Source organism: Bradyrhizobium sp. UFLA06-24 (assembly GCF_054967145.1).
In genome coordinates, this window is sequence record NZ_JADFUE010000087.1 from 1 (window position 1) to 20,849 (window position 20,849).

17 protein-coding genes and 1 pseudogene are annotated in these 20,849 nt (G+C 57.8%); 14 read left to right on the forward strand and 4 right to left on the reverse strand.

Annotated elements, in window-relative coordinates:
• Positions 1-185 precede the first annotated feature (185 nt).
• Entirely contained in the window at positions 186-1,640 is a 1,455-nt protein-coding gene (locus tag IF809_RS34785; RefSeq protein ID WP_014497946.1) for a DUF1521 domain-containing protein, read from the reverse strand.
• A 250-nt stretch (positions 1,641-1,890) separates the two neighbouring features.
• Here IF809_RS34785 and IF809_RS34790 point away from each other — a divergent pair, with 250 nt between their 5' ends.
• From IF809_RS34790 to IF809_RS34850, 13 genes and pseudogenes are all read left to right on the forward strand, one after another.
• Positions 1,891-2,451, forward strand: a complete 561-nt coding sequence (locus tag IF809_RS34790; RefSeq protein WP_080588795.1) for a hypothetical protein — start codon at positions 1,891-1,893, stop codon at positions 2,449-2,451.
• Between the two features lie 97 nt (positions 2,452-2,548).
• Positions 2,549-2,857 carry a hypothetical protein gene (locus IF809_RS34795; protein ID WP_011084613.1) on the forward strand — a complete coding sequence of 103 codons (309 nt, stop codon included), beginning with the start codon at positions 2,549-2,551 and terminating at the stop codon, positions 2,855-2,857.
• 42 nt (positions 2,858-2,899) lie between these two features.
• The gene (locus IF809_RS34800; protein WP_014497948.1) at positions 2,900-3,091 is read left to right on the forward strand and encodes a hypothetical protein; all 192 of its coding nucleotides are present in this window, start codon (positions 2,900-2,902) and stop codon (positions 3,089-3,091) included.
• A 116-nt stretch (positions 3,092-3,207) separates the two neighbouring features.
• A complete protein-coding gene (locus IF809_RS34805; protein ID WP_011084612.1) occupies positions 3,208-4,101 on the forward strand; it encodes a SctD/MshK family protein in 894 nt (297 codons plus the stop codon).
• A 33-nt stretch (positions 4,102-4,134) separates the two neighbouring features.
• Positions 4,135-4,671 (forward strand): hypothetical protein, encoded by a 537-nt coding sequence (locus IF809_RS34810; RefSeq protein ID WP_011084611.1) that lies wholly within the window; start codon positions 4,135-4,137, stop codon positions 4,669-4,671.
• Between the two features lie 2 nt (positions 4,672-4,673).
• On the forward strand, positions 4,674-5,102 hold the full coding sequence (locus IF809_RS34815) for a tetratricopeptide repeat protein (protein ID WP_011084610.1): 429 nt from the start codon (positions 4,674-4,676) through the stop codon (positions 5,100-5,102).
• 9 nt (positions 5,103-5,111) lie between these two features.
• Positions 5,112-7,211 (forward strand): type III secretion system export apparatus subunit SctV, encoded by a 2,100-nt coding sequence (gene sctV / locus IF809_RS34820; RefSeq protein WP_011084609.1) that lies wholly within the window; start codon positions 5,112-5,114, stop codon positions 7,209-7,211.
• A gap of 30 nt (positions 7,212-7,241) precedes the next feature.
• On the forward strand, positions 7,242-7,832 hold the full coding sequence (locus IF809_RS34825) for a tetratricopeptide repeat protein (protein WP_011084608.1): 591 nt from the start codon (positions 7,242-7,244) through the stop codon (positions 7,830-7,832).
• 567 nt (positions 7,833-8,399) lie between these two features.
• Entirely contained in the window at positions 8,400-8,822 is a 423-nt protein-coding gene (locus tag IF809_RS34830; RefSeq protein ID WP_011084606.1) for a hypothetical protein, read from the forward strand.
• A gap of 1,114 nt (positions 8,823-9,936) precedes the next feature.
• Positions 9,937-11,283 (forward strand): M16 family metallopeptidase, encoded by a 1,347-nt coding sequence (locus IF809_RS34835; RefSeq protein WP_080588796.1) that lies wholly within the window; start codon positions 9,937-9,939, stop codon positions 11,281-11,283.
• Between the two features lie 53 nt (positions 11,284-11,336).
• A pseudogene (locus IF809_RS34840) lies at positions 11,337-12,742 on the forward strand (M16 family metallopeptidase).
• Positions 12,743-13,261: 519 nt separating this feature from the next.
• Complete coding sequence (locus IF809_RS34845) at positions 13,262-14,011, forward strand: P-loop NTPase family protein (RefSeq protein WP_011084600.1); 750 nt, start codon at positions 13,262-13,264, stop codon at positions 14,009-14,011.
• 54 nt (positions 14,012-14,065) lie between these two features.
• The gene (locus tag IF809_RS34850; protein ID WP_011084599.1) at positions 14,066-14,785 is read left to right on the forward strand and encodes a hypothetical protein; all 720 of its coding nucleotides are present in this window, start codon (positions 14,066-14,068) and stop codon (positions 14,783-14,785) included.
• Between the two features lie 546 nt (positions 14,786-15,331).
• Here the strand turns inward: IF809_RS34850 and IF809_RS34855 are convergent.
• The 3 genes from IF809_RS34855 to IF809_RS34865 form a co-directional block, all read right to left on the reverse strand.
• Positions 15,332-15,793: an NEL-type E3 ubiquitin ligase domain-containing protein gene (locus IF809_RS34855; protein ID WP_080588797.1), complete on the reverse strand. Its 462-nt coding sequence runs from the start codon at positions 15,791-15,793 to the stop codon at positions 15,332-15,334.
• Between the two features lie 66 nt (positions 15,794-15,859).
• Complete coding sequence (locus tag IF809_RS34860) at positions 15,860-16,249, reverse strand: hypothetical protein (protein ID WP_014497954.1); 390 nt, start codon at positions 16,247-16,249, stop codon at positions 15,860-15,862.
• Between the two features lie 1,088 nt (positions 16,250-17,337).
• A complete protein-coding gene (locus IF809_RS34865; RefSeq protein ID WP_161170740.1) occupies positions 17,338-17,634 on the reverse strand; it encodes a hypothetical protein in 297 nt (98 codons plus the stop codon).
• A gap of 2,067 nt (positions 17,635-19,701) precedes the next feature.
• Between IF809_RS34865 and modC the strand changes: the two genes are divergently transcribed.
• A complete protein-coding gene (gene modC, locus IF809_RS34870; protein ID WP_441258652.1) occupies positions 19,702-20,811 on the forward strand; it encodes a molybdenum ABC transporter ATP-binding protein in 1,110 nt (369 codons plus the stop codon).
• Positions 20,812-20,849: the final 38 nt, after the last annotated feature.

Below are 20,849 nucleotides of genomic sequence, written 5' to 3' on the forward strand. Positions count from 1 at the left end.
AAAGGTGGACTTCTCTTGCTTCGGGTATCATCCCGACCTTGAATCACGACTCACGTTCCAAGAAAAGTGGGTACTAGTATCTTCATCTCCTCACTGAACACGAAAAGCGGGCGCTAGCGCCCACTTCAGTGACTTATCCCATAAGCTGGAACCGCTTCGCAGTACCAGCCAGACCTCAGGCCAACTCAAGCATCGGACGTTGTGCCTGGATTCTCATTGCTGTCGATGATTTCCTGGTTCACCTGGCGTCCAGACCGGTCAACCCAGCCCGAGCCTGGTTGTTCATAAATCGTCTGGGCTCCGTCCGAAGTCAATTGATCAAGCGTACGGCCCGCATTCGACTGCGTCACCTTGAGATTGTTCTTACCGTCAAAGCGGTCTCCAAGCCCTTCGACGACCATGGCATTGTCGCCGTTAGTAATGGTCAGCTTCGAGGCCATCGTTTTGCCCTTGCCGATATCAACGGTGTCGACAGTAATCTTCGTGCCGTCGTCGAGCTGGAAAGTCATGTTCTTCTTGAAGTCAAAGTCGACCTTGCCGTCACCGTCGGCATCGACGTGGGGATCGCCTTTAATCGAGGTGATCTTGCCTGTTTGACTGTTACGAATGAGCACTGTTCCGTCATTTTCGTCGACCAAGATCGAATACTTATCACCAAGCTTGATCTCAGCCTTGCCGTCCCTGACCTCATGTGACCACACTGGCGCCGGCTGAGAAGACTGCGTGGGCACCTGGGCAGCCGCAACAGGCACCATCGCAAGAGGCGGCGGCGGAGGAGGAACGAAGAAGACGGGCGCCGTAGAGGTGGGCGCTCCGCTTGCATACTGGTAGTTGCCCGGCCCACGCCCTTGCTCGCCGTCGTCGATACTCGCCTGATTCACGGCGCGTCCGGCGCCATCGACCCATCCCTGTCCACTCTCATGGATCGTTTGGGCACCATCAGACGTCAACTCGTCAAGGGTCATCCCAGCGTTGGACTGCGTCACCCTCAGATTGTTTTTGCCATCCTTGTCGTCGCCGAGCCCCTCGACAACGATCGCGTTGTGGCCGTTCGTAATCGTAAGCTTTGAAGAGATGGCCTGGCCATTGCCGTAGTCGACATTATTCACAGTAATCTTCGTGCCGTCGTCGAGCTGAAACGTCATATCCTTCTTGAAATCGAAGTCATCCTTGCCGTCTCCGTCGGCATCAACGTGCGGGTCGCCATGAATGACCGTGACATGGCCGGTCTGGTTGTTGCGGACTGTCCACGTGCCATCCTTCTCATTGGCCGTAATCGTATACTTGTCCCCAAGGTTGATCGTGGCCTTGCCATCCTTGACCTCATGCGTCCACACCGGATCCACAGCAGGCTCGGCATTCTGATTCAGCTGGCTCATCAGCATGGTGGAAGGAGGAGGCGCCATCATGTACGCCTGCGTCGTAACGACGGCTGGCGCCACGACGACCGGAACGACACTCCCAACGGCCGTACCGACGAGGGCTGGTGAGGCTACCGGCAAGTACTGGTAGCTCGCCGGGGCATATTGCCCCAACATGGCGTTGAAGGTGGGAGTGACAACAGCGCCCTCCGGCGCCACTCCGTTCATCGAGTCGGGCGCACCCACCACTGGCAGGCCGGCCACGGGAAGATACTGCATTTAGTTCACTCCTGTTGCATAGACGACATCTGTAAAACTGTGAGCGTTACGCGCATAGTCACCCAAGATCCGCCGCTTCAGATCTGCATGAGAGCGCCTGATCAGCTCATCCGAACGAACGACTAATTCCCTTGCCAGAACCGGCAGCCTATGGAGATCCTCTCTCGCCCCATCACCGTAACCGCACGAGCACATCACGCGCATTCAACTCACAGATACGGTAGCCCGAACACCTGTCGAAAAGCTGACGATGATCAGCGAGCCAAGCCGCACGCACTTTGGCATCGATCGGATGTCCGAAACGCATCCTTCGCTGAACGTATCGCAAGATTTAATATTCCTTCCTGGCAAGATTCGTCTGGTACCAGCGGTGCTCCCATGTCTTCAGGCAAATGACACGACGTTGCCGGTTATCAGCCAATCATCTCATCCTCACCGCAATCAGCGCTCCCGCCGGAACTGCACATCATCTGCGAGGAGCGATCAACAGCTTGAACTCTCGCTGCATTTTCCCAAACATCAAGACTTCGCGAAAGGTGAGCTTTCGCAAGCCGCCATCTTAGCCAAACGGGACAAGCGAGGGCTGAGATCCGCACGGCTCGATGACCTTATCCCGCTTCCGTGCTCCACCCTGCAAGCCACGCGCCTGCGAAGGTTCCGCCAAGTCAAATCATTCCTGAACGCGCAGCTAAGCACGGCTCAACTCGCCTTCATCCAAGCCGGCTATAGGGCGCCGCTGGGAGCGACAGGGCGATCCGATGATTGCGAGCAGATGCAAGCCTGCCGCAAAATATCACTCGCCTCAACGTGAGGCTCGTCAGCTTTTCGAAAGCTAGCGCCCCTAGCATGAGGCCGCTGAAGCTAGGCGAACAGTCGTCTGCGCAACAAGACGAACATAGGAGAACGCAATGATCGGAGAAATGATTGGAAGCGCCGCCGGCGGTTACCTAGGCGGCCCGGCCGGAGCGGCAATTGGTTCGGCACTGGGCGGGACCGTGGACAAGGTCTTTGACAAGGTGGTCCACACCTTGGTGCCCGACGAGGGTCACCATGATAAGGCCGAAGACCACAAAGACGCCGGCGAAAAGACCGAGGTGCAATCCAAGCACGAGACTGCCTGCAAGAGCCCGGAGCTGAACCTCGGGCTCAGCACGCTCGGCGGTACGCCCATGTTCCTTTCCATTCCTGCGATCGTCTCGCCGGCCCGCACCTCGTAACAAATCAGAACCAGCGTTATCCCAAAAGAAAGGCAAATAGACATGGCGGTTGACAATGTTGGCGGAAATGGCGGCGCTGCTGGTGCCCAGCAGACCGGCGATAGCGGCTTCCAGAACCAGATGGCTGAATTCGAGCGTGTGAGCCAGAAGGTTCAGGCCCAGGCCGTGGCAATGCGCAGAATTACGACCGAACTCTCGTCCGAGAAGAAGGTCGCCGACGAGCGCGTCCAGTAATTCTGCAAGACGGGTGGCTCACCGCAGTTGCTACCGTCGCCGCGCTGTGAATGACGAAGTCTGGATGAGCCGTACGGCACCGCCGTACGGCTTCTCTCGTTATTCGGGGGATTATCGTGAACGACTCTGTTTCGCTTGAGTTCGAGGTGCTTTCGGGGGTCTATACCGGGCTCAAAGGAAAGACGGCGGGCGGCGAGAGCATTGTGGGCAGCGGCCTCGATGCGGACATGATCTTCGTTGAACAAGGGCTCGAACCGCATCATCTTCGCGTCATCCCGCAGCGCGATTCGATCGAGCTCGAAGCGCTCGCTGCCAGAATCAGCATTGACCGTCACGCTAGCATTGCAACAGGTGAGCGCGTCAGAGTGCCGCTTCCCGCGATCATTCATGCCGGCGCGATGTCCATCCGCTGGTCGGCAGAGGATTTCCAACCAATTGCTTCGAGCAAGCGATCTCGCCGCTCGATCGTGGCACTCAGCCTGATCTTGCTCAGCTCTGTCGCGATCGGCACCGTCTCAATCATCTTTGCCCCCGGCGATAGGGCGGTGGCGCCAAGCACCGGATCATCGCACGCGGTCGAAATTGCCGCTAAACCAACCGTCGATCATTTTGACGCGAGAGCTGCTGATGAAATGGCCGCATCACTGCGCCAACAGATCGAACGAGAGGGCCTTCCTGACGTCAAGATCGGGCACGGGCCCGGCGTCGTGACCGCGGAAGGGACGATTGCGCCGGACCTCGTCGCAAAATGGAAAGAAATCCAGCAATGGTTCGATCGTCAAAGCAATGGTACCCCGACCCTTGTGAACGCTGTCGCGGTGAAAGAGGAAAAGATGCCGTCTTCGATTGCTGTCCAAGCCGTCTGGCGCGGAAGCGAACCTTATCTGCTTATTGCCGGGCAGAAGTATTTCGTCGGCGCGCTCTTAAGTAATGGATGGACCGTTGATCGAATCGAGGATGGACGAGTTCTGCTCAGCCGCAACGGCCGATCTGCCGCTTTGCCCTATTAAGGTCTCTACCCTGCAAAAGAGAAGGAGAAGGCTATGGCTAGGCTGCCTCAGAACTCCGTAGGGCCCGGCAACTCATCGCAGGGGTTAGATGCGGGCCAGCACGCACCAGTCATCGGCTCGCCTCCTTCGCGAGGTGATAAGCTCGAAGTCGGAGGCGCCCATGCGGATAGCGGCACGAAGCGGGCGTCGTGGCAGGATGCGGCTTCGTATGATCTGCCAATTGATGGCGCGAGCGAAGCGGCGCTCGGGGTCGATTCCGTCGGCGCCATCTCACGCGTCACTTTATTCGAAAGCGAAGCAGGAGCGAATGAGGTAGATGCACGCGCGAGATTGGCTTCGCTTTATGGTCCCAATCTGTCCCGCGGACTACTCTCCTTCGTAGTTCCGCGCCTTCGTCATCCCGACGTACTGCGCGCTGACAAGCATGGTGTTCTTCTGGAACGCTTGACGCGAACATTGGAGGCGACGCCGGAAGACAAGACGGCGCGAGAGTGCTTGGCAATCCTGCAGCAGGAGCTGCAGCGGTTACTAATGCTCCGACAAAACCAAAACAGCTTAATCAAGGGTTAGCCATGGCCGATCCTGATGGATTGCATCGCGTCGCCGTTCCCCTGGCTCCAGGAGTCTCAAAATCCGGCGATATTCCGTCGATCTCCGGGCCAGAGCGCGACCTGCTTTGCGCACTCTCATATGTCCATCTCGCGTGCGGGCAGAGCGCACACAGCCTGGCTCTGTTGCGAATTGCAGCTCGCGAGCATTCCAACGACGTCGGTCTACTCCGCATTCTAGCCTACACGCTCATCGCCGAGGGCCTCGGCGAGGAAGCACTCCATGTGCTGGACCGGCTGGACGCACTTGATACGCAACCCTCTTCTCGCATACCGATGACGCTGTTGCGCAGTCACGCGCTACGGCACGCTGGCCGCATGGCCGAGGCTCGCGAGGTCTTCCAGACCTATGTGTCATTGCGCGCGAGTACAGCCCTCATCCGAAAGCAATAGGGATCTATCATGGCCAACACCTTGCGCGGCTTTGTCGTGCGCGCTCCGGCCCACCCGGATTTCATGGTTGCCTTGATGCTGCTTCTAGCGATCGGCATGATGATCATGCCAATCCCAATCATCGTGATCGACATGCTGATCGGCTTCAATCTTGGCTTTGCCATATTGCTGCTGATGGTTGCCCTCTATCTCAGCACACCGCTTGATTTCTCGTCCTTGCCGGGCGTCATCCTGATCTCCACCGTATTTCGGCTGGCGCTGACGATTGCAACAACACGGCTGATCCTCGCCGAAGGCGACGCGGGCAGCATCATTCACACCTTCGGCGACTTCGTCATTTCAGGGAATATTGCGGTCGGAATTGTCATATTCTTGATCGTGACCATGGTCCAATTCATGGTTCTTGCCAAGGGTGCCGAACGCGTCGCAGAGGTGTCTGCGCGCTTCACGCTTGACGCGCTACCAGGCAAGCAGATGGCGATCGATGCGGAGCTACGCAACAGCCACATCGATCAACACGAAGCACGCCGCCGACGTGCCGCCTTGGAACAAGAGAGTCAGCTTCATGGCGCTATGGATGGTGCCATGAAGTTCGTTAAGGGAGACGCGATCGCCGGGCTGATCGTGATCTGCATCAATATGCTTGGCGGAATAAGCATCGGCCTGCTCTCCAAGGGCATGTCGCTCGATGAAGCGCTGCATCAATATACTCTTTTGACGATTGGTGATGCGCTCATTTCGCAGATTCCGGCGCTGCTGCTGTCAATTACCGCCGCGACCATTGTCACGCGCGTCAACGGACCCTCCAAACTCAGACTCGGCGCCGATATCGTTCACCAACTTACCGCAAGTACGGAGGCACTTAGGCTAGCCGCTTGCGTCTTGGTATTCATGGGGCTCGTTCCTGGCTTTCCTTTGCCCCCGTTTGCCGTGCTGGCCGTCCTGTTCGCTGCCGCAAGCTACGTCAAGGTCGGCCCCAAAGACGACAAGCCTGCCGCCAAAATAGGAGCTAGCGCCGCGGCATCGGCGCCGGTTCCTGCAGCGGTCCAAAAGCAGGCCGCACATGCGGAAGCGCTTCCGATCGCGTTGTTCCTTGCACCAAACCTGACGGATTCGATCGACAAAGACGAGCTGGAAGAGAGCATTTCGCGTGTTTCAAGGCTCGTGTCGGCGGACCTTGGCATCACCATTCCGCGGATCCCTGCCCAGATTGGCGACAGCTTGTCCTCGTCGCAGTTCAGGGTCGATGTCGATAGTGTGCCAGTTGAGCGTGATGTGATCAATCCCGGGCACTTGGCACTCAACGACGATGTCGCGAACATCGAATTGAGCGGCATCCCCTTTCAACAAGACCCTGAAACGAATCGGGTCTGGATCGAAGAACGGCATGCAGCGGCTCTCAAGGCCGCCGGAATCGGATATCATCGGCTAAGCGAAGTTCTTGCCTTACGTCTCCATTCCACATTGACGCGCTTTGCACAGCGCCTGGTCGGTATTCAGGAAACCCGCCAATTGCTCGCTCGGATGGAGCAGGAATACCCTGATCTGGTGAAGGAGGTACTGCGTACGGCCACCGTCCCTCGGATCGCCGAGGTCCTGCGCCGCTTGCTCGATGAAGGCATTCCAATCCGCAATACCCGCTTGCTTCTGGAGGCATTGGCAGAATGGAGCGAGCGCGAGCAAAACGCCGTCCTGCTCACCGAGTATGTTCGTGCTACCTTAAAACGCCAAATCTGCTTCCGGTATGCTAATGCCCATCGCGTCGTGGTCGCCTTTATCATCGAGCGTGAGAGCGAGGAAATCATCCGCGGCGCAGTACGGGAAACGGCCGTAGGCCCATATCTCGTCTTGGATGAATGGCAGAGCGAAAAGCTGCTTGCACAATTTCGTCAGATTCATGCGACCATCGCGCAAAGTAAGAGCCAGCCTGTCGTCCTCGGTTCGATGGATATCCGGCGTTTCGTGCGCGGTTTTCTCACGCGCAACGGAATCGACTTGCCTGTTCTGTCCTATCAAGATCTCGCCGCGGACTTCACGGTCCGGCCGATCGGATCCGTCAAGCTTCCAAAGGCGCCTTCCTCAGGAGGGCTCCTAACAGCTGCAAGCTAAGAGTGCGCAGCACTACCTTGTGAGTAGCCGATGAAATCTAATGACACCAGCTTCCGCCGATATCTGTGCTCCGCCAGTCCAAGGCTGCGGCCGGCTCTGCTTGCGATGCTGACTGTTGTGCTGCTCGCTGGTTGCGCTACCGCAGACAAACATGGCCTTTCACCGCAGCAGAGGTCCGCATCAGACCTCGCAGACAGCGAAGAGATCGACCCCGCCGCGCGCGAGCGCATTTCGCACGCGCTTGGCCGAGATGCTGATGAAGGGGCTCTGCGCGACGCATTGAAGCAACAGCCGAACAACATTGATGCGGCTATTCCTCTTGCGCGAGCCCTGCTGGCACGCAACTGTCCGAATGATGCGCTTGAGGTGCTCGACGGCGTGTTATTGGCAACCCCTGGCGACCTGCGCGCATTAAATGCCAAAGCAGTTGTTCTCGATCACGAGGGCCGTCATCAGGAAGCCCAAGAGCTATACCGCCAAGCTCTCGCGGCGGAACCTGCAAACCCGATGCTGCGCAACAATTTCGGACTGTCCCTCGCCCTTCAAGGCAAGATGGACGCCGGCGATGCCAGCGCAGCACCTCAGGCGGGCAGCCGGAAAGCATTGGCTCGTTCAAGATAAGGCGATCAAGAGCGGGCAGGAATAGCGAAGCGTGATGCTTAGCTGTCAGCTTGCCGACAGCTAGGCTTACTATGAGCGCGGAACCCCACTCCAGCGCGGCCTCGCCGACATAACAGGACGTGTTATGTTTCAAAACACTAAAGCTCTATCTAACAGCGAACGTGCGTCCGAGCTCGATGAAATGGGAACGAGCTCGGACGATGGCTCCCACACGGATAGCCCAAGATTCTTGGATGTATTCTCTGCTCTGAGTTTGGCGCCATCGAGCTGCTCCGTTGATGCATCTTTGGCAGCAGTCCCGCCATACGCGCTGGTTGACGAGCGGCCGGTGGTTGAGATCTCAAAATCTTCGTTTGAGAATAAGCTGGCAGGTTTTTATGGAGGAGACATAGAGGATATTGCTGCCAATCCGCAGCGATACTCGCGCTGGGTTTCCGAAAAGGCTCACGCACAGCGGACACTGCATTTCGCTTCGGCACGAAGTCTATTTCGGAGAAATCGTGCTTTTTCAGCTATCAGCTTGGGAACAAGAGCGTCGGGCTTCTGAGAACGGAACCCGGAGGCCGCATGAGTGAGCTGTTCAAGGGCAACAATGATTGGCGCCATCAATTTCCTGGACGAGATGAAATCACCTCAACAATAGCTTTCCGGGTTACTCATCCGCTCGTCGAGAACGCGGGCGATATCTTGCTTGAACATCAGCTCCAGATCGACGGAAACAAACCGCTCGTTCTCTCCCACTCTTCCAATCCGGAAGCGAAAGCCCGCGCGGCAGCGTTGGGCTTTCTTGAGGTTAGTGACTCGATGATGGTGCTAGATCCCACCAAGCACGATGACAAATGGAAGAACGAAGGCGGCAATTGGCAGCGGGCGGGTAAGCCGCCTTTGTATCTTGCCGCGACTGAAGACAACAGCGGCAATGCCAAGTATACCGAGAGTGTAGCGAAGCCCGCGAACGATCCGTATGATGAGGAATATGACTTTATGTAGAGCCTACAGGCATCACACGAAGAGCGATTGGCCGGATCGGCGGGGCAAGATCAGGCCTCTATCTCATTTCCTGCTGCATGTACTCTTGAGCACCGACATCTTTTCCGTATCCGCAGGCGGAGTTGGACTGCGCTGTGGGTCCTTTCGTCTGGCGGAATCAAGCCGGACGAGCAGCAGATCGATTATCTCTCGGACTCCGCAGCCTCGTGTTCCTCCTGATCTGCAGCTTGCGCCAGCAAAGAGCCTCCTTGTATCAGCCGAAATGACGCGGTCTATCGGCACTGCGAAGCTACAGCGCGCGATGGCGGCGCACGATCTCCATGACACCCGGTCCTGCCATGTGAGGATCTCCTCCTCTGCCTTCCCGGGAAAAAACTTGCTCGCAAACCGTTTTCAGCCCTTTAGCCGCCGGCAGCGGACGGCATGATTGGTTGGCAGAATCTTGCCGGCATGAACGTCCTCCGGGAGGATCACATCCTCATCAAACCCGCTCGGCACTGCTACATCCACGCCCTTCTGGCATCTTGTCGTTCAGATAAGAGAGAGGAGAAATAGCGAAGTAGTTAACATGCGCCAACCAGGCTCCGGCTTGCAACCGCAAATCACATGACCGCGATCTGCGGTGCCCTTGGTATCCTTAATCTGAGTGACTTGTTGGCAGGTGATTTAAGGACGGTGAGCGGTGCGCTCGGCTTCCCTTTGCCTTACGTAAACCGCGACGGCCGGCAAGTGACTTCCACTGTCTCATCGAAGCTATCGCTGAGCATTTGTTTACCTCGCGCGTCAACAACCGATGGGCTTTTGCGGCAAATCTTCTCAATCGCGCTCCCCCGCGGCACCTGATGCGCGCGGCCGATAAACTACGCTGTTGTCGCACGTTCATCCTGGACTACTTCGGCGCAGTGTACTCAGAGGAGCTGCTCGCTGGCAGACAAATCGTCAAGCCGCTCATCGTGTAGAGCGAGATGTGTGACGGCAAGCTGCTGAGTGTTGTGCCAGCGTATATCGCGCTTGATCTACCCCCAAATCTCCAGAGACGCCAAGTTCTCCTGAGACGTTGTGCGCAAGGTTGTGTTCATGACATGTCGACGGTTACATTTGGCCACCTGAAGCCTTGGACTCGACGACGCGCACCACTCCGGCGGTTAGCGTCTATGCCGGCACGGTCAGATCAGATCGAGCAGCATGCTTCACGCTTCATAACGACCTGCAGGTGGTTGTGATCCAGGATCATCGCACACCAGTCGTCACTCAGATGATCTGGTATAAGGTCGGTTCCGCGGATGAACCGCCCGGCAAATCGGGGCTTGCGCATTTCCTCGAACACCTGATGTTCAAGGGTACTTCCAAACATCCGGCGGATGAATTCTCCAAGGCCGTGCTGCGCGCCAGCGGCTACCAGAACGCCTTTACCGGGTTCGACTTCACCAGCTACTTCCAGCACGTGCCTCGAGAGCACCTCGGCAAGATGATGGAATTTGAAGCCGACCGCATGACCGGTCTCGTTCTCAAGGACGAGAACGTGCTCTCCGAGCGAGACGTCGTGCTGGAGGAATTCAATATGAGGGTCGCCAACCATCCAGGTAACCGGCTTGCTGAGCAGATGATGGCGGCGCTTTACCTCAACCACCCCTACGGCCACCCTATTATCGCGTGGCGCCAGGAAATCGAAAAGCTTACCCGAGAGGACGCGCTTGCCTTCTACCGGCGCTTCTATGCACCTAACAACGCGATCCTGATTGTCGCTGGCGACGTAGCCACCAAGGAAATGCGCTCCATGGTGAAGGAGACGTTTGGCGGCATCCCCGCGCAACCTTCGATTCCCAAGGAACGCCTGCGGCCGCAGGAACCGCCGCCGGCCGCGCAGCGCAGAGTGACACTGGCCGATGCCCGCGTCGAGCAGCCGGCCCTGCGCCGCTATTATCTCGTACCCTCGACTCGCAGCGCGGCCGCGGGCGAGGGTCCAGCGCTTGAGGTGCTCGAGCAGTTGATGGGCGGCGGCATTAACTCATATCTCTATCTCTCGCTGGTTGTCGAAAAGCAGCTCGCGGTCACCGCCAGGGCGAGCTACCACTCTGCCGCGCTCGATCCATCGCTATTCGAGATTTCCGTCATACCAAAGCCTGGCGCCAACCTCAGCCTGATCGAGCGCTGCATCGACGAGGTAATCGCCGGTATTGCCCGTAATCCCGCGAGTGCCGAAGATCTCCAGCGGGCGAAGACGCGGCTAACCGCGCAAGTCGCCTACGCCCAAGACAGTCAGGAACTGCTCGCTCACTGGTATGGCCGCGCCCTGACGACGGGACTATGCATCGAGGATGTACAACGCTGGCCGGACGACATCCGAGCGGTCGGCGCACCGCAGGTGCATGAGGCCGCGCGGATATGGCTCGACAAGAAACGAGCGGTAACCGGCTATCTCGTCAAAGAGTCTACCCCGCAACACTGGGAGACGCTCTAGTGATCCATCCTTGCACTCGACGCGGGATCCTCCTTGGAGGAGCCTCCCTCTCCATGGCGGTGCTCGCTTCGTCAAATTCGCATGCCGCACCACGATCACTGGACCGGACCAGGATCAAGCGTTTGATTTCGTCTTGCGGCATAGAAGCCTGGTTCGTGCAGGACTCCACTGTCCCATTGATCTCGATGGAATATGCCTTCACCGGCGGCGCGGCTCAGGATCCCGCTCAAAGACCTGGCGTAGCCCACATGGTTTCTGGGCTGCTCAAGGAAGGTTCCGGCAAATTTGACTTCAAGACCTTTCATCAGCGGCTGGACCGCCATGCCATTGAGCTGCGTTTTCACGTGACCCATGATCACTTCCGCGGTGCCTTGCGCACGATCAATGACAGCGCGGAGGAGGCCTTCGAGCTTTTACGGATCGCGCTAACCTCGCCGCGTTTTGAGGCCGCCGACGTCGAATGGAACCGTGCCGCTGTGCTTGCGCGCCTTCGGCACGACTCAACCGATCCTTCGTCGCTGGCTCGCCGCAAGTTCCTCGAAGTCGCTTTTGGGGATCATCCCTATGCTCGCCCAGTCGATGGCTACTTGGAAAGCGTGCCGAAGATAGAGGCCGAGGATCTCAAGGGTTATGTCCGGCGCGTCATTGCAAAAAGACACGTTCAAAATCGCGGTGGTCGGCGGGGTCGATCCAGGGGCCGTCTGCAAGCTGCTCGATAAGACCTTTGGCAGCCTGCCGAGCAACGCGGAAGCGATGCCGGTCGCCGACGTCATCGCAGCAAAGCCGCCGCAGCGGGTCTTTATTCAGCTCGATGTGCCGCAGACAGTTGTGACTTTTGGCGGTCCAGCCGTCCGTCGCAGCGAGCCGGGTTTCATGCCCGCCTGTATCGTCAACCACATTCTCGGCGGCGGCGGCCTGACGTCACGCCTGTTCCGCGAAGTCCGCGAGAAGCGCGGACTGGCTTATTCAGTCCGTGAGCAGCTTGTCTGGCTGGATCATTCAGCCATGTTTCTCGGTACCAGCGGCACCTGCGCCGATCGGGCCGGTGAAACGGTTGAAGAAATCGAGAAGCAGGTCCGACAGATCGCCGCGGAAGGACCGACTCAGCAGGAGCTCGATGACGCAAAGTCCTACCTGAAGGGCTCGCAACTGGTAGCTCTCAACACATCATCAAAACTGGCGCGAACGCTACTGCAGCATCAGCTTGACAAGTTGCCTATCGACTATCTCGAAAACCAGAATGCCGTCGTCGATGCGGTGACGCTGGAAGACGCCAAAGAGAGCAGCGCAGCGGCTGTGGGGCGGGGGTCTGCTCACAATTATCGTCGGCCGCGCCCCAAAGGACGCAGCGCAGGCGGCCATTGTGCCGTCCAGGACTACACCCCCGCCGGGCGCCGATCAGCTAGACACCGGCCCGACGACGCCGCCCAATTTATTTTCTAGCAGCCCATGTGCTTAGCTCTCGCGCGCAGAGAGGCCTTTAGCCACTCACCTTTAGCTCGTGGAGATATTCCTCGGCATGCCGAAAAGACGGCGATCTGATCCAGTAGACCTTTGATGGTCTGCGAAGCCATAGTCGGACCGCCTAGCATCCCCCCGATTTGCGCTTTCATCGAGCTCGCAATCTGACGCTACGTAAGACTCGGTCTCCCATTAAAATTTGATAGCGGCAGCGACAGCATCCATAGCGAACCTACGGCAATCCAACGATCACCATGGGCAGACTTTGATTCTTGCCCCGCATATTCCAGCCGCACACAAACCTCACGTAAATCACCAGTACAAGTGATTACTCCCATTGCCGGAGCTGCATCATCACGCGACGTTACTCGCTAGATGTTGAAAACGCTTATCAGTTGCAGAGCTCTCGCATCGGCGGTTCATTGCCCCTTCTTTCCGCCATGTTCGCACCCAAAGCAGTGACGCGCCGATAGCGCACTTTGCGCGCGGCAATAGCAAGAGCTCAGGAGATGTTTCTATGGTGAAGCCAGTGGTAATTGTAGTCGGTGCGGACAAGGGAGGAGTCGGCAAGACGACCGTATCACGAACGCTACTGGACTACTTTAGCGTCAATAACGTGCAAATACGCGCGTTCGACACGGAGTCGCCCCGGGGAACGCTGAAGCGCTTTTACCCCGGGATCACTGAGATCGTCGACATGACTGCGACGGCGGACCAGATGAAGATCTTCGATACCTTGAACTCAGGGCTGTCCGTCACTGTCATCGATGCTCGCGCAGGCCTACTGTCCTCTGCGCTGGCTTCCTTGCGCAACATCGGCTTTCTGGACTCGGCACGGTCTGGCCAGATCACATTTGCCGTGTTCCACATCCTGGGATCATCTATCGCGTCGCTAGACGAGATCGAGGAAACCGCGACTTTCATGACCGGTGCAAAGTACTACCTGGTCAAGAACTTCATCAACGACACTCAATTCTTCCAGTGGGATCAAGCCACTTATAATTCCTATTTTCATCGCATCAAACATGCGACTGAGTTGACCATCCCGAAGCTTAACGAGATGGCGTATGAGCAGGTGGAAGTCGCGTCCGTCCCGTTCATAGACTTCGTCGCGAACAAGGGACGCAATGATGAACCCGCGAACAACTCCTTCGTGCTGCGCGGCTATGTCCGGCACTGGCTGGCAAATGTCTGGAGCGAATTTGATCGCATCAACTTGACGGAATTGGCCGGGGCCAAGTCCGCCACCCGGGCCGGCGAGAAGTAGCCGTATATCCGGCAAGCTCGAGCCCACGCACGGAACGAAATTGATCTGCTGGCTATGTTAGCGACCCCCATCTACATCATCTGCTCACCTAGCCCGCAGGTCGGTAAAACCCTCATCGCTCGGGCCATGAGCGAGTTCTTGCTGCTGAAAGACGGTACAACGCTGTCGTTTGACGTCAACTTGAAAGAGCCATCATTGCTCGACTACCTGCCCAACATCACGGAGACCGCGGATGTGATCGACACATACGGCAAGATGCAGCTGATGGACCCTCTCATCGTTCACGATCGTGTACCCAAAGTAATCGATCTCGGCTTTCACGCCTTCGACGAATTCTTCAAGATGTGCGAGGAGATTGGCTTCGTCAAGGAGACGGCGCGGTGCTGTGTCACCCCTGTCGTACTCTTCGTCGCGGGCGCAGATCGCATCTCCTTTCGTGGTTACGAGATGCTGCGGCGGCGAATTCCCCCGGCCTCGCTGGTCATCATCCACAATGAATTCGCACTGCGCGGCGGATTACCTGAAGCGATGGACGGCGATCGGGTGATTCGAATTTCCGCACTACCGCTGTTCCTTAAGAGATATATAGATCGGCTTGGCTTTTCCTTCACTGGGTATCTGCGCAACGAGAAGGACTGGTCCACCGAGCTGCATCAATGGATCCGGCGGAATTACGGCATGTTTCGCGATCTGGATTCGAGTGTGACGCTGCGAAGGTGGGATCGGCCGCGGGGGACGGACATCGGTAGCCTACGTTGCACGAGGGCGACTTGAAGAGATCGGTCTGATCCCCCATCTATTTGTCTGGCCTATGAGAGGCCGTTGAGCGCTGAGTTCAACGGCGCTCGCAACGTGAACGCATTGCGTTTTGCTAATCTTCTCTTGGATGTCCATCCTATACCATGATCGTCCGCACGGACGCACGGGCGCAATTAACAGAGCTCATTCGGCAATGGCTCATGCAGACAGTCCGTCATGCAGGCAGTCCGTCCCGGAAGGCGTCGATTAAATTTTGACTTTTGTGACCGGCGAGGCGGATCGACGGACCCTCCTTCGGAGGTGCGCTCATAGCTGAAGGCCGAGCTTCCCGAGGACCTGATGCAGGAGCGCGCTTTTGATCGCGCGGGCAATCTCGTTTCGTATCTGGCGCCGAGGACCGGCTCGGCATCGGCATCGCCCGTCAGACCATGCTCAGCCAGTCGCTCATCCAAGCGGGTTTCAAATTGTACACCCATCACGCCGACGAGCCGCTCCTGCATTTCAGCATAATCTTGGGGTACCATACGCCTCACCACGCTTTCCATGGTTGCCATCGCGTCGCTAAATAGTCCCGAAATTCCGCCGCTTCCCGTCCCGCGCCGACGCCTCGGCCCTGGCCACATCGGCCTCGGTCACTTGAGACACATTCATGAAGCGCATGTCGGGAGCGTTGTGCCGCAGCTCCAGGGCGTCCCGCAGCTGGGCTTGGTAGGCAAGATAAACCTCGATCTCGTCGACATCCGCGTCGGGATCGGCACGGCGAAGTGAGTTGCCCCTCTCGCGCGCGATCCCGTCAAGCGCTTCCAAGCGAAACAAGACGCGGTCGTTCTGGAGCAGTTCGCCGAGGCGCCCGTCATAGAGTCCGTCCTCGACATCAGCGTTCAGGCGTGCGGTCTGCATGCCGTTCCAGACCAAAGTAACGCGATCTTCGCAGCTCCCGTTCGCTCCCGAAGCCAACTCGAAATACTGCTCGCGTAAACGGGGCCTGACGGCTGCCTGCCGCAGATCTTCGGCGACCGCCAGGCGGAACGCCTAGTGATGGTAGTTCACGGTCTCTGCAGGCAGGCGCGTCAGCCCATTGCTGATGGCCTAGAGCCGCTGGAGGCCGGTCGAAAGTGTCTCGGGCAGGCTGTCGAGCTGATTGTGATCCACATTCAGGCGGCGCACCTCGGCCAAAATGGGCGCAGGCAAGGCGGTAAGGGACCGAGACGACAGATCTAGCGGCTGATTGAGATCACCCGTCCCCCGCCAAGCCGACGTTCGGCTTACCGCTTGTTGCCGATCCCCATGTTGCCCCTGCCCGTCTTCGGCAGCCCAGTTGGCCAGCACCTCCTCCGGCGAGGCAACCGCTCCGGCAGCGGACGTGTGCACGCCGGCCAAGGTCTCTCCCCACAGCGGTGCGGCCGGAGAGCCTGGTTCGGAGCTTTCCAAATCGGAAGTTGCGGAAGGAATACGAGTGACGAGCTGTTCTGTGTTCATCGATATCGTTTCTTCGGTAGCAAAATGAAGCGAATGCGCCGGGGCGGCGCATCTTAGAACCGCCAATCCTCTACTATGGCTGACGCGCCACCGGCCCACAAGGAGTGAGGTGCGATCCCACAAGCGTGCCGACAGGCACGAATGGCCCGGATACGCTTCTGCAACTAGCACCCACTGCAGACAGTGTAGCGAATCCAGACGGCGTTTCGCTCGCGGATCAATTGATATTGCAGTCCACCGGTCTCGCCTGCGAGCTCTGCGCCCATTGAGCCAAGCCTGCAAGGGAGTAGCGGCGCTCATGATACGAGCGCCACCTGTCGATAACCTGACGCAGTCCGGAGCGACGAAATGACGAATGGCGTTTGTAATTCCGTAACCTTGGGCTCAGCTCTCCGCAGACGAATCACTTTGTGCTGGACCGGCTGGTGGCGGGTGCCGGTCCGCCGGCAGCAGCGCGTTTAGGCCGGCAACTTTGCTGTGACGTGAGGCGAGGCGGCCATACTTCTCCCCGGGGTCAAACGCTTGGGCGATAGCTGAGCTCAAAAGCTTGCAGCCTATCGCGCTAACGCGCTTGGCTACGAGACGCAGCGCGCCCCGATGTCAACACCGCGGGCTCGCTAATTCTCTTCGACGCGGAGTTCCCAGCCATTTTAACATTGGTCACGTGAACCGGCAAACGGCGATCGAGCGGCTCTTCACGGTATCCTTCCGACTGGATAATCGGACAGGTGCATCTGTCACTGGTACGACAGATTTTCTGTGTCGAGCTCAGTGTAGCCTAGCTGCGCCGCGACCAAATAACTCGAGCAGCTAGTGCGCCTTGTTGATCTCGCGTTAAACACGCTTAACCCTATGAGCGCTGGAATTGTGCAGGACACACGTTCGCGGCGCATTGAAACCGCGAGGATCTGCCGCGATTTCTCGCCAAACGCGCGGCGTAGGATAATATTGACTTATAAGCGTCGCATACATCGGACTTCTCGCCTCCTCCGGACACGAGCGGGCGATACGCCGTTGTCGGCTCAACTATCCGGCAGGAATGCGGAGCCAGGGAACGACCGCTCGACGAGCATCGCCATGTTTTACACTTAAGGATCAACATCCGTGATGACTTCGATTGATGATACGCTAAGTGAGATCAGATGGCTGCGAAACGGAATCTGGCGCTGCCGCCGGCTACTTAACACCGACCTGCCTGGCACCGAACGCAAGGCCCTTGAGAAGCGTCTGCATGAACAGCTCTCTGCCTTTGAACGGCTCTCGTCGACGGCGTTTCCTTTCGCCTTGAGCTCTAAAGTGTATTCGGTCAGGAGCACCACAATCGGGCGAAGCGACTCCCCTGAAGCGCCCATAGAGAACGCCGCAATGGTATCAAGCGGTTGCATGGGGAAATCGATCAGCGGCTAACAAAAGAGGTTTCCTAGCCCAATCTGTTACAGCTCAGTCTAGCCGAAGGTAATCCTGAGAAATCTAAGGCAACCGCGATGAAACAAACGCGCTGATATTCCGGCAATCATTGGCTGTCGCAGCCGACTTAGCCACTTCCGCAAAAATACGTAGTCGCGGGCCACAATGCCATAAATTGATGACAGTACGGTCCACTGCCTCCACAGCTGACGCTGATTGCCCTTGGGACCAGCCACAGAGAGACGAAAGCAACTTCACAAAACCTCGAAGCCGCGAATGGCTACAGCGCTGAACAAAGCGCAACTGCTGCAGCACGAAACTCGAAATTCAAGGCCGCACCACGCCTGGGCAACTGTATCGCTAATCGAGCCAATCCAATCACGGATCGGTCCCACCCAGCCGACTGCGCCTCGGCAGGCTGATGCTCCAGCCCGGTCGACCTTCAGCCACCAAGCTGGCCAACCCCGCCGCCCGTCAGTCTGAATACTTCACTATCGTTCGAGTTCGCAACTGCCGCGTCTCTCGATGAGGGCCTACCGGGCGCTTGTTGAGCGATTGTCTCGGTGCATCGTTTTCGTTTGCCGCGGTTGGCATCATGCGCCGGCATTCGCGGTGCAAGTTTTTGAAATTGTCCCTAAGACAAAACATGGCCACGTCAACATCGCTACGGCCTGTAAAGCGGTCACAGAAGCGGATCACGTCTGATTTGCACGACGCCAAGACTTCCTCGGCTCGCCGATCTCGCGCGCGAGCGTGTCCTGTGCACCATGTCGCAGCGATCGCGATCGCAGCGAGGACGGCTGCAAAGCGATGCGCATTGCAAGTCCAGCCCATTCGTCGCTCTTGATTGACCAAACCCCTCATAAGACGCCTGTGCTTCTCTGTTTTTCTTTGCCCCGAGAGGTGATCTGTTTACCGGATTGGAATGCCTCGGCAGCCATGAGTCTCGCTTCTCGCGGGCCGGCTGCAATGATTGCCGCGCTCCGAATCATTATCCCGCCACTCGCAACACGCATTGCGAAGACCGCGACAAACAGAGATCGGCCGTTTAGCACTTATGTGCCCATGTTGGCTCCCAATATGGTTTTCTGCTTCGCCATGCCTACAACCTGACGTTACGGTCGATTCAAGCACTTTGAGCGCGCGGGCACCGCATATCATCTCGGTCAGCGCTTTCGCCAAGCGACCGTCTACAGGCCTTCTCCGCCGAGTAGATCGGATGGCGCGTCAGTCGGATGGCATGGAGTTGTGCATCATTGACGAGCTCTACGGCCGCATATTCGCCAAAGCACGATCTCGAACGCGAGAGGCTTGGCATGATCCTTGGGTGCCGCCTCACGGCCCTGCATGTGCGGTTGGAGACGCGAGCGTCAAAGTCCTACAATAGGATGCGGCGATTTAAGACGCGGAGTGGAGACAGATAAAACGCCTCCCTTGCCGCTAACCGCCCAGTTATCACTTCGAACGGCACGCGGATTGCTGGGTAAGTATCAGCCAGTTGCCGGGAAGGAAGCGGCTCAGGCGGAGCCGGAGTTCCAATGAGACTTATTCGATTCATGTTAATCGACCTGGCGCTGATGCTGGTCGCACCTGAGAGTGCAGAGGCTACGATCAGCTACTGGGCAGACTTCAAATCGGCTCGCGAAGCTGTGGGATCATTGATGCCGATTTCCGGCCGCGGGCCAGTATTCAGCTTTGGCGTGAGCCGGCATCTTTGCCCCCCAACCTCTCAAGCCGCGCCATTCAACATTCACCAGAAGGCCTCGGCCCGGCCAAGCAGACCAAAGACCTCGCGTTGCTGGAAAGGCGGCGCTTAACTCTTAAGGTAAGCGCGCCGGCCACCGTACCGATTGCCACGATCCACCGGCGTGGAGCTGCTCAACAAGGCTCCGGACTTGAAACCGCTCTGCACGCCTCCCTCCCACTTTATACCCTCTTGCGAGCAGCAGCGCCGTGCTGGAGCGGAATAGACTGGATGGCCAGCAGCATAACGATCACCTCCAGTGCAGCCGCTAGGCTCCTCACTTAGATGGAAGATACAGCACATGGGCGGGTTCACCAACGAAGCCAAGAAGGGCTATATTGAGGTTGCCTTCAACGGCTCGCTCGCGAGCATTCTGCTTGATACGCAGTTCAGCGTACCGGCCAAAGGCGTCACAGCGATTTTTGGTCCGCCTGGGTGCGGCAAAACTACACTCGCGCGCTGCATCGCTGGCGTGCAGCGTCTGCCGAATGGCTTCTGTGCGATTGATGGGGAGATTTGGCAAGATGAGACGACGTTTCGACCGCCTCATCTGCGTCGCGTCGCATATGTATTTCAGCTACCGATCCTCTCTTCTCATTTGTCGGTACGACGCACCCTTTTATACAACGCGTCAAACTCGGAACCGACACTGATCGATTTTGATGGTGTGGTCGAATTGCTCGGCTTGGCGCCACTGCTCGAGCGTACGCCATCACATCTTTCCAAGACCGAGCGGCAGCGACTTGCCCTTGGCAGTGCGCTGCTAGGCCAGCCTCGGCTACTCCTGCTGGACGATCCACTCATTGTGCGCGACCGCTCCGCCAAATGCGAGATCCTGCCATTTCTCGAACGCATCCTGCAATCGCTTGCGTTGCCGATGATCTACATCAGCCATGACATCACCGATATCGAACGTCTCGCCGATCATCTCGTCATGATGAAAGATGGCACCGTGACTGCGGCCGGTCCGCTCAATGTCACCCAGAGCGACCCGGCGCTCGCCAGCCGCAGTGAAGCGGCAATCTGTCTGGATACTATGGTCGGCGGTTATGACGGGCGCTACGGGCTGGTCAAGCTCCGCCTCAAATCCGCGCGCTTTCTGATACCAGCAGTACCGCTAAGGCCGGGCGCAAGGCTGCGGCTGCGCATCGCTGCCGGCGACGTCAGCATTGCGTGCGAACCTCCGCGCGCAAGCTCTATCCTCAATGTATTTCGAGCACGCATAACGGCCTCTCTGCCGCACGGCGATGCTGAGGTCACCTTGGTTCTGACCCTTGAAACTGGCCACTCTGGCGTGCCGCTTTTGGCGCGCATCACGCGCCGCTCCTTTGATGCCCTACGGCTCAGTATTGGAGCGGAAGTATTCGCGGAAGAGCTATGCGGGAAACTGGGTGATGACGGAATGAGATAGGCGGCGTATCGAGGCGGGTGTCGAGCCTGCCAGAACCT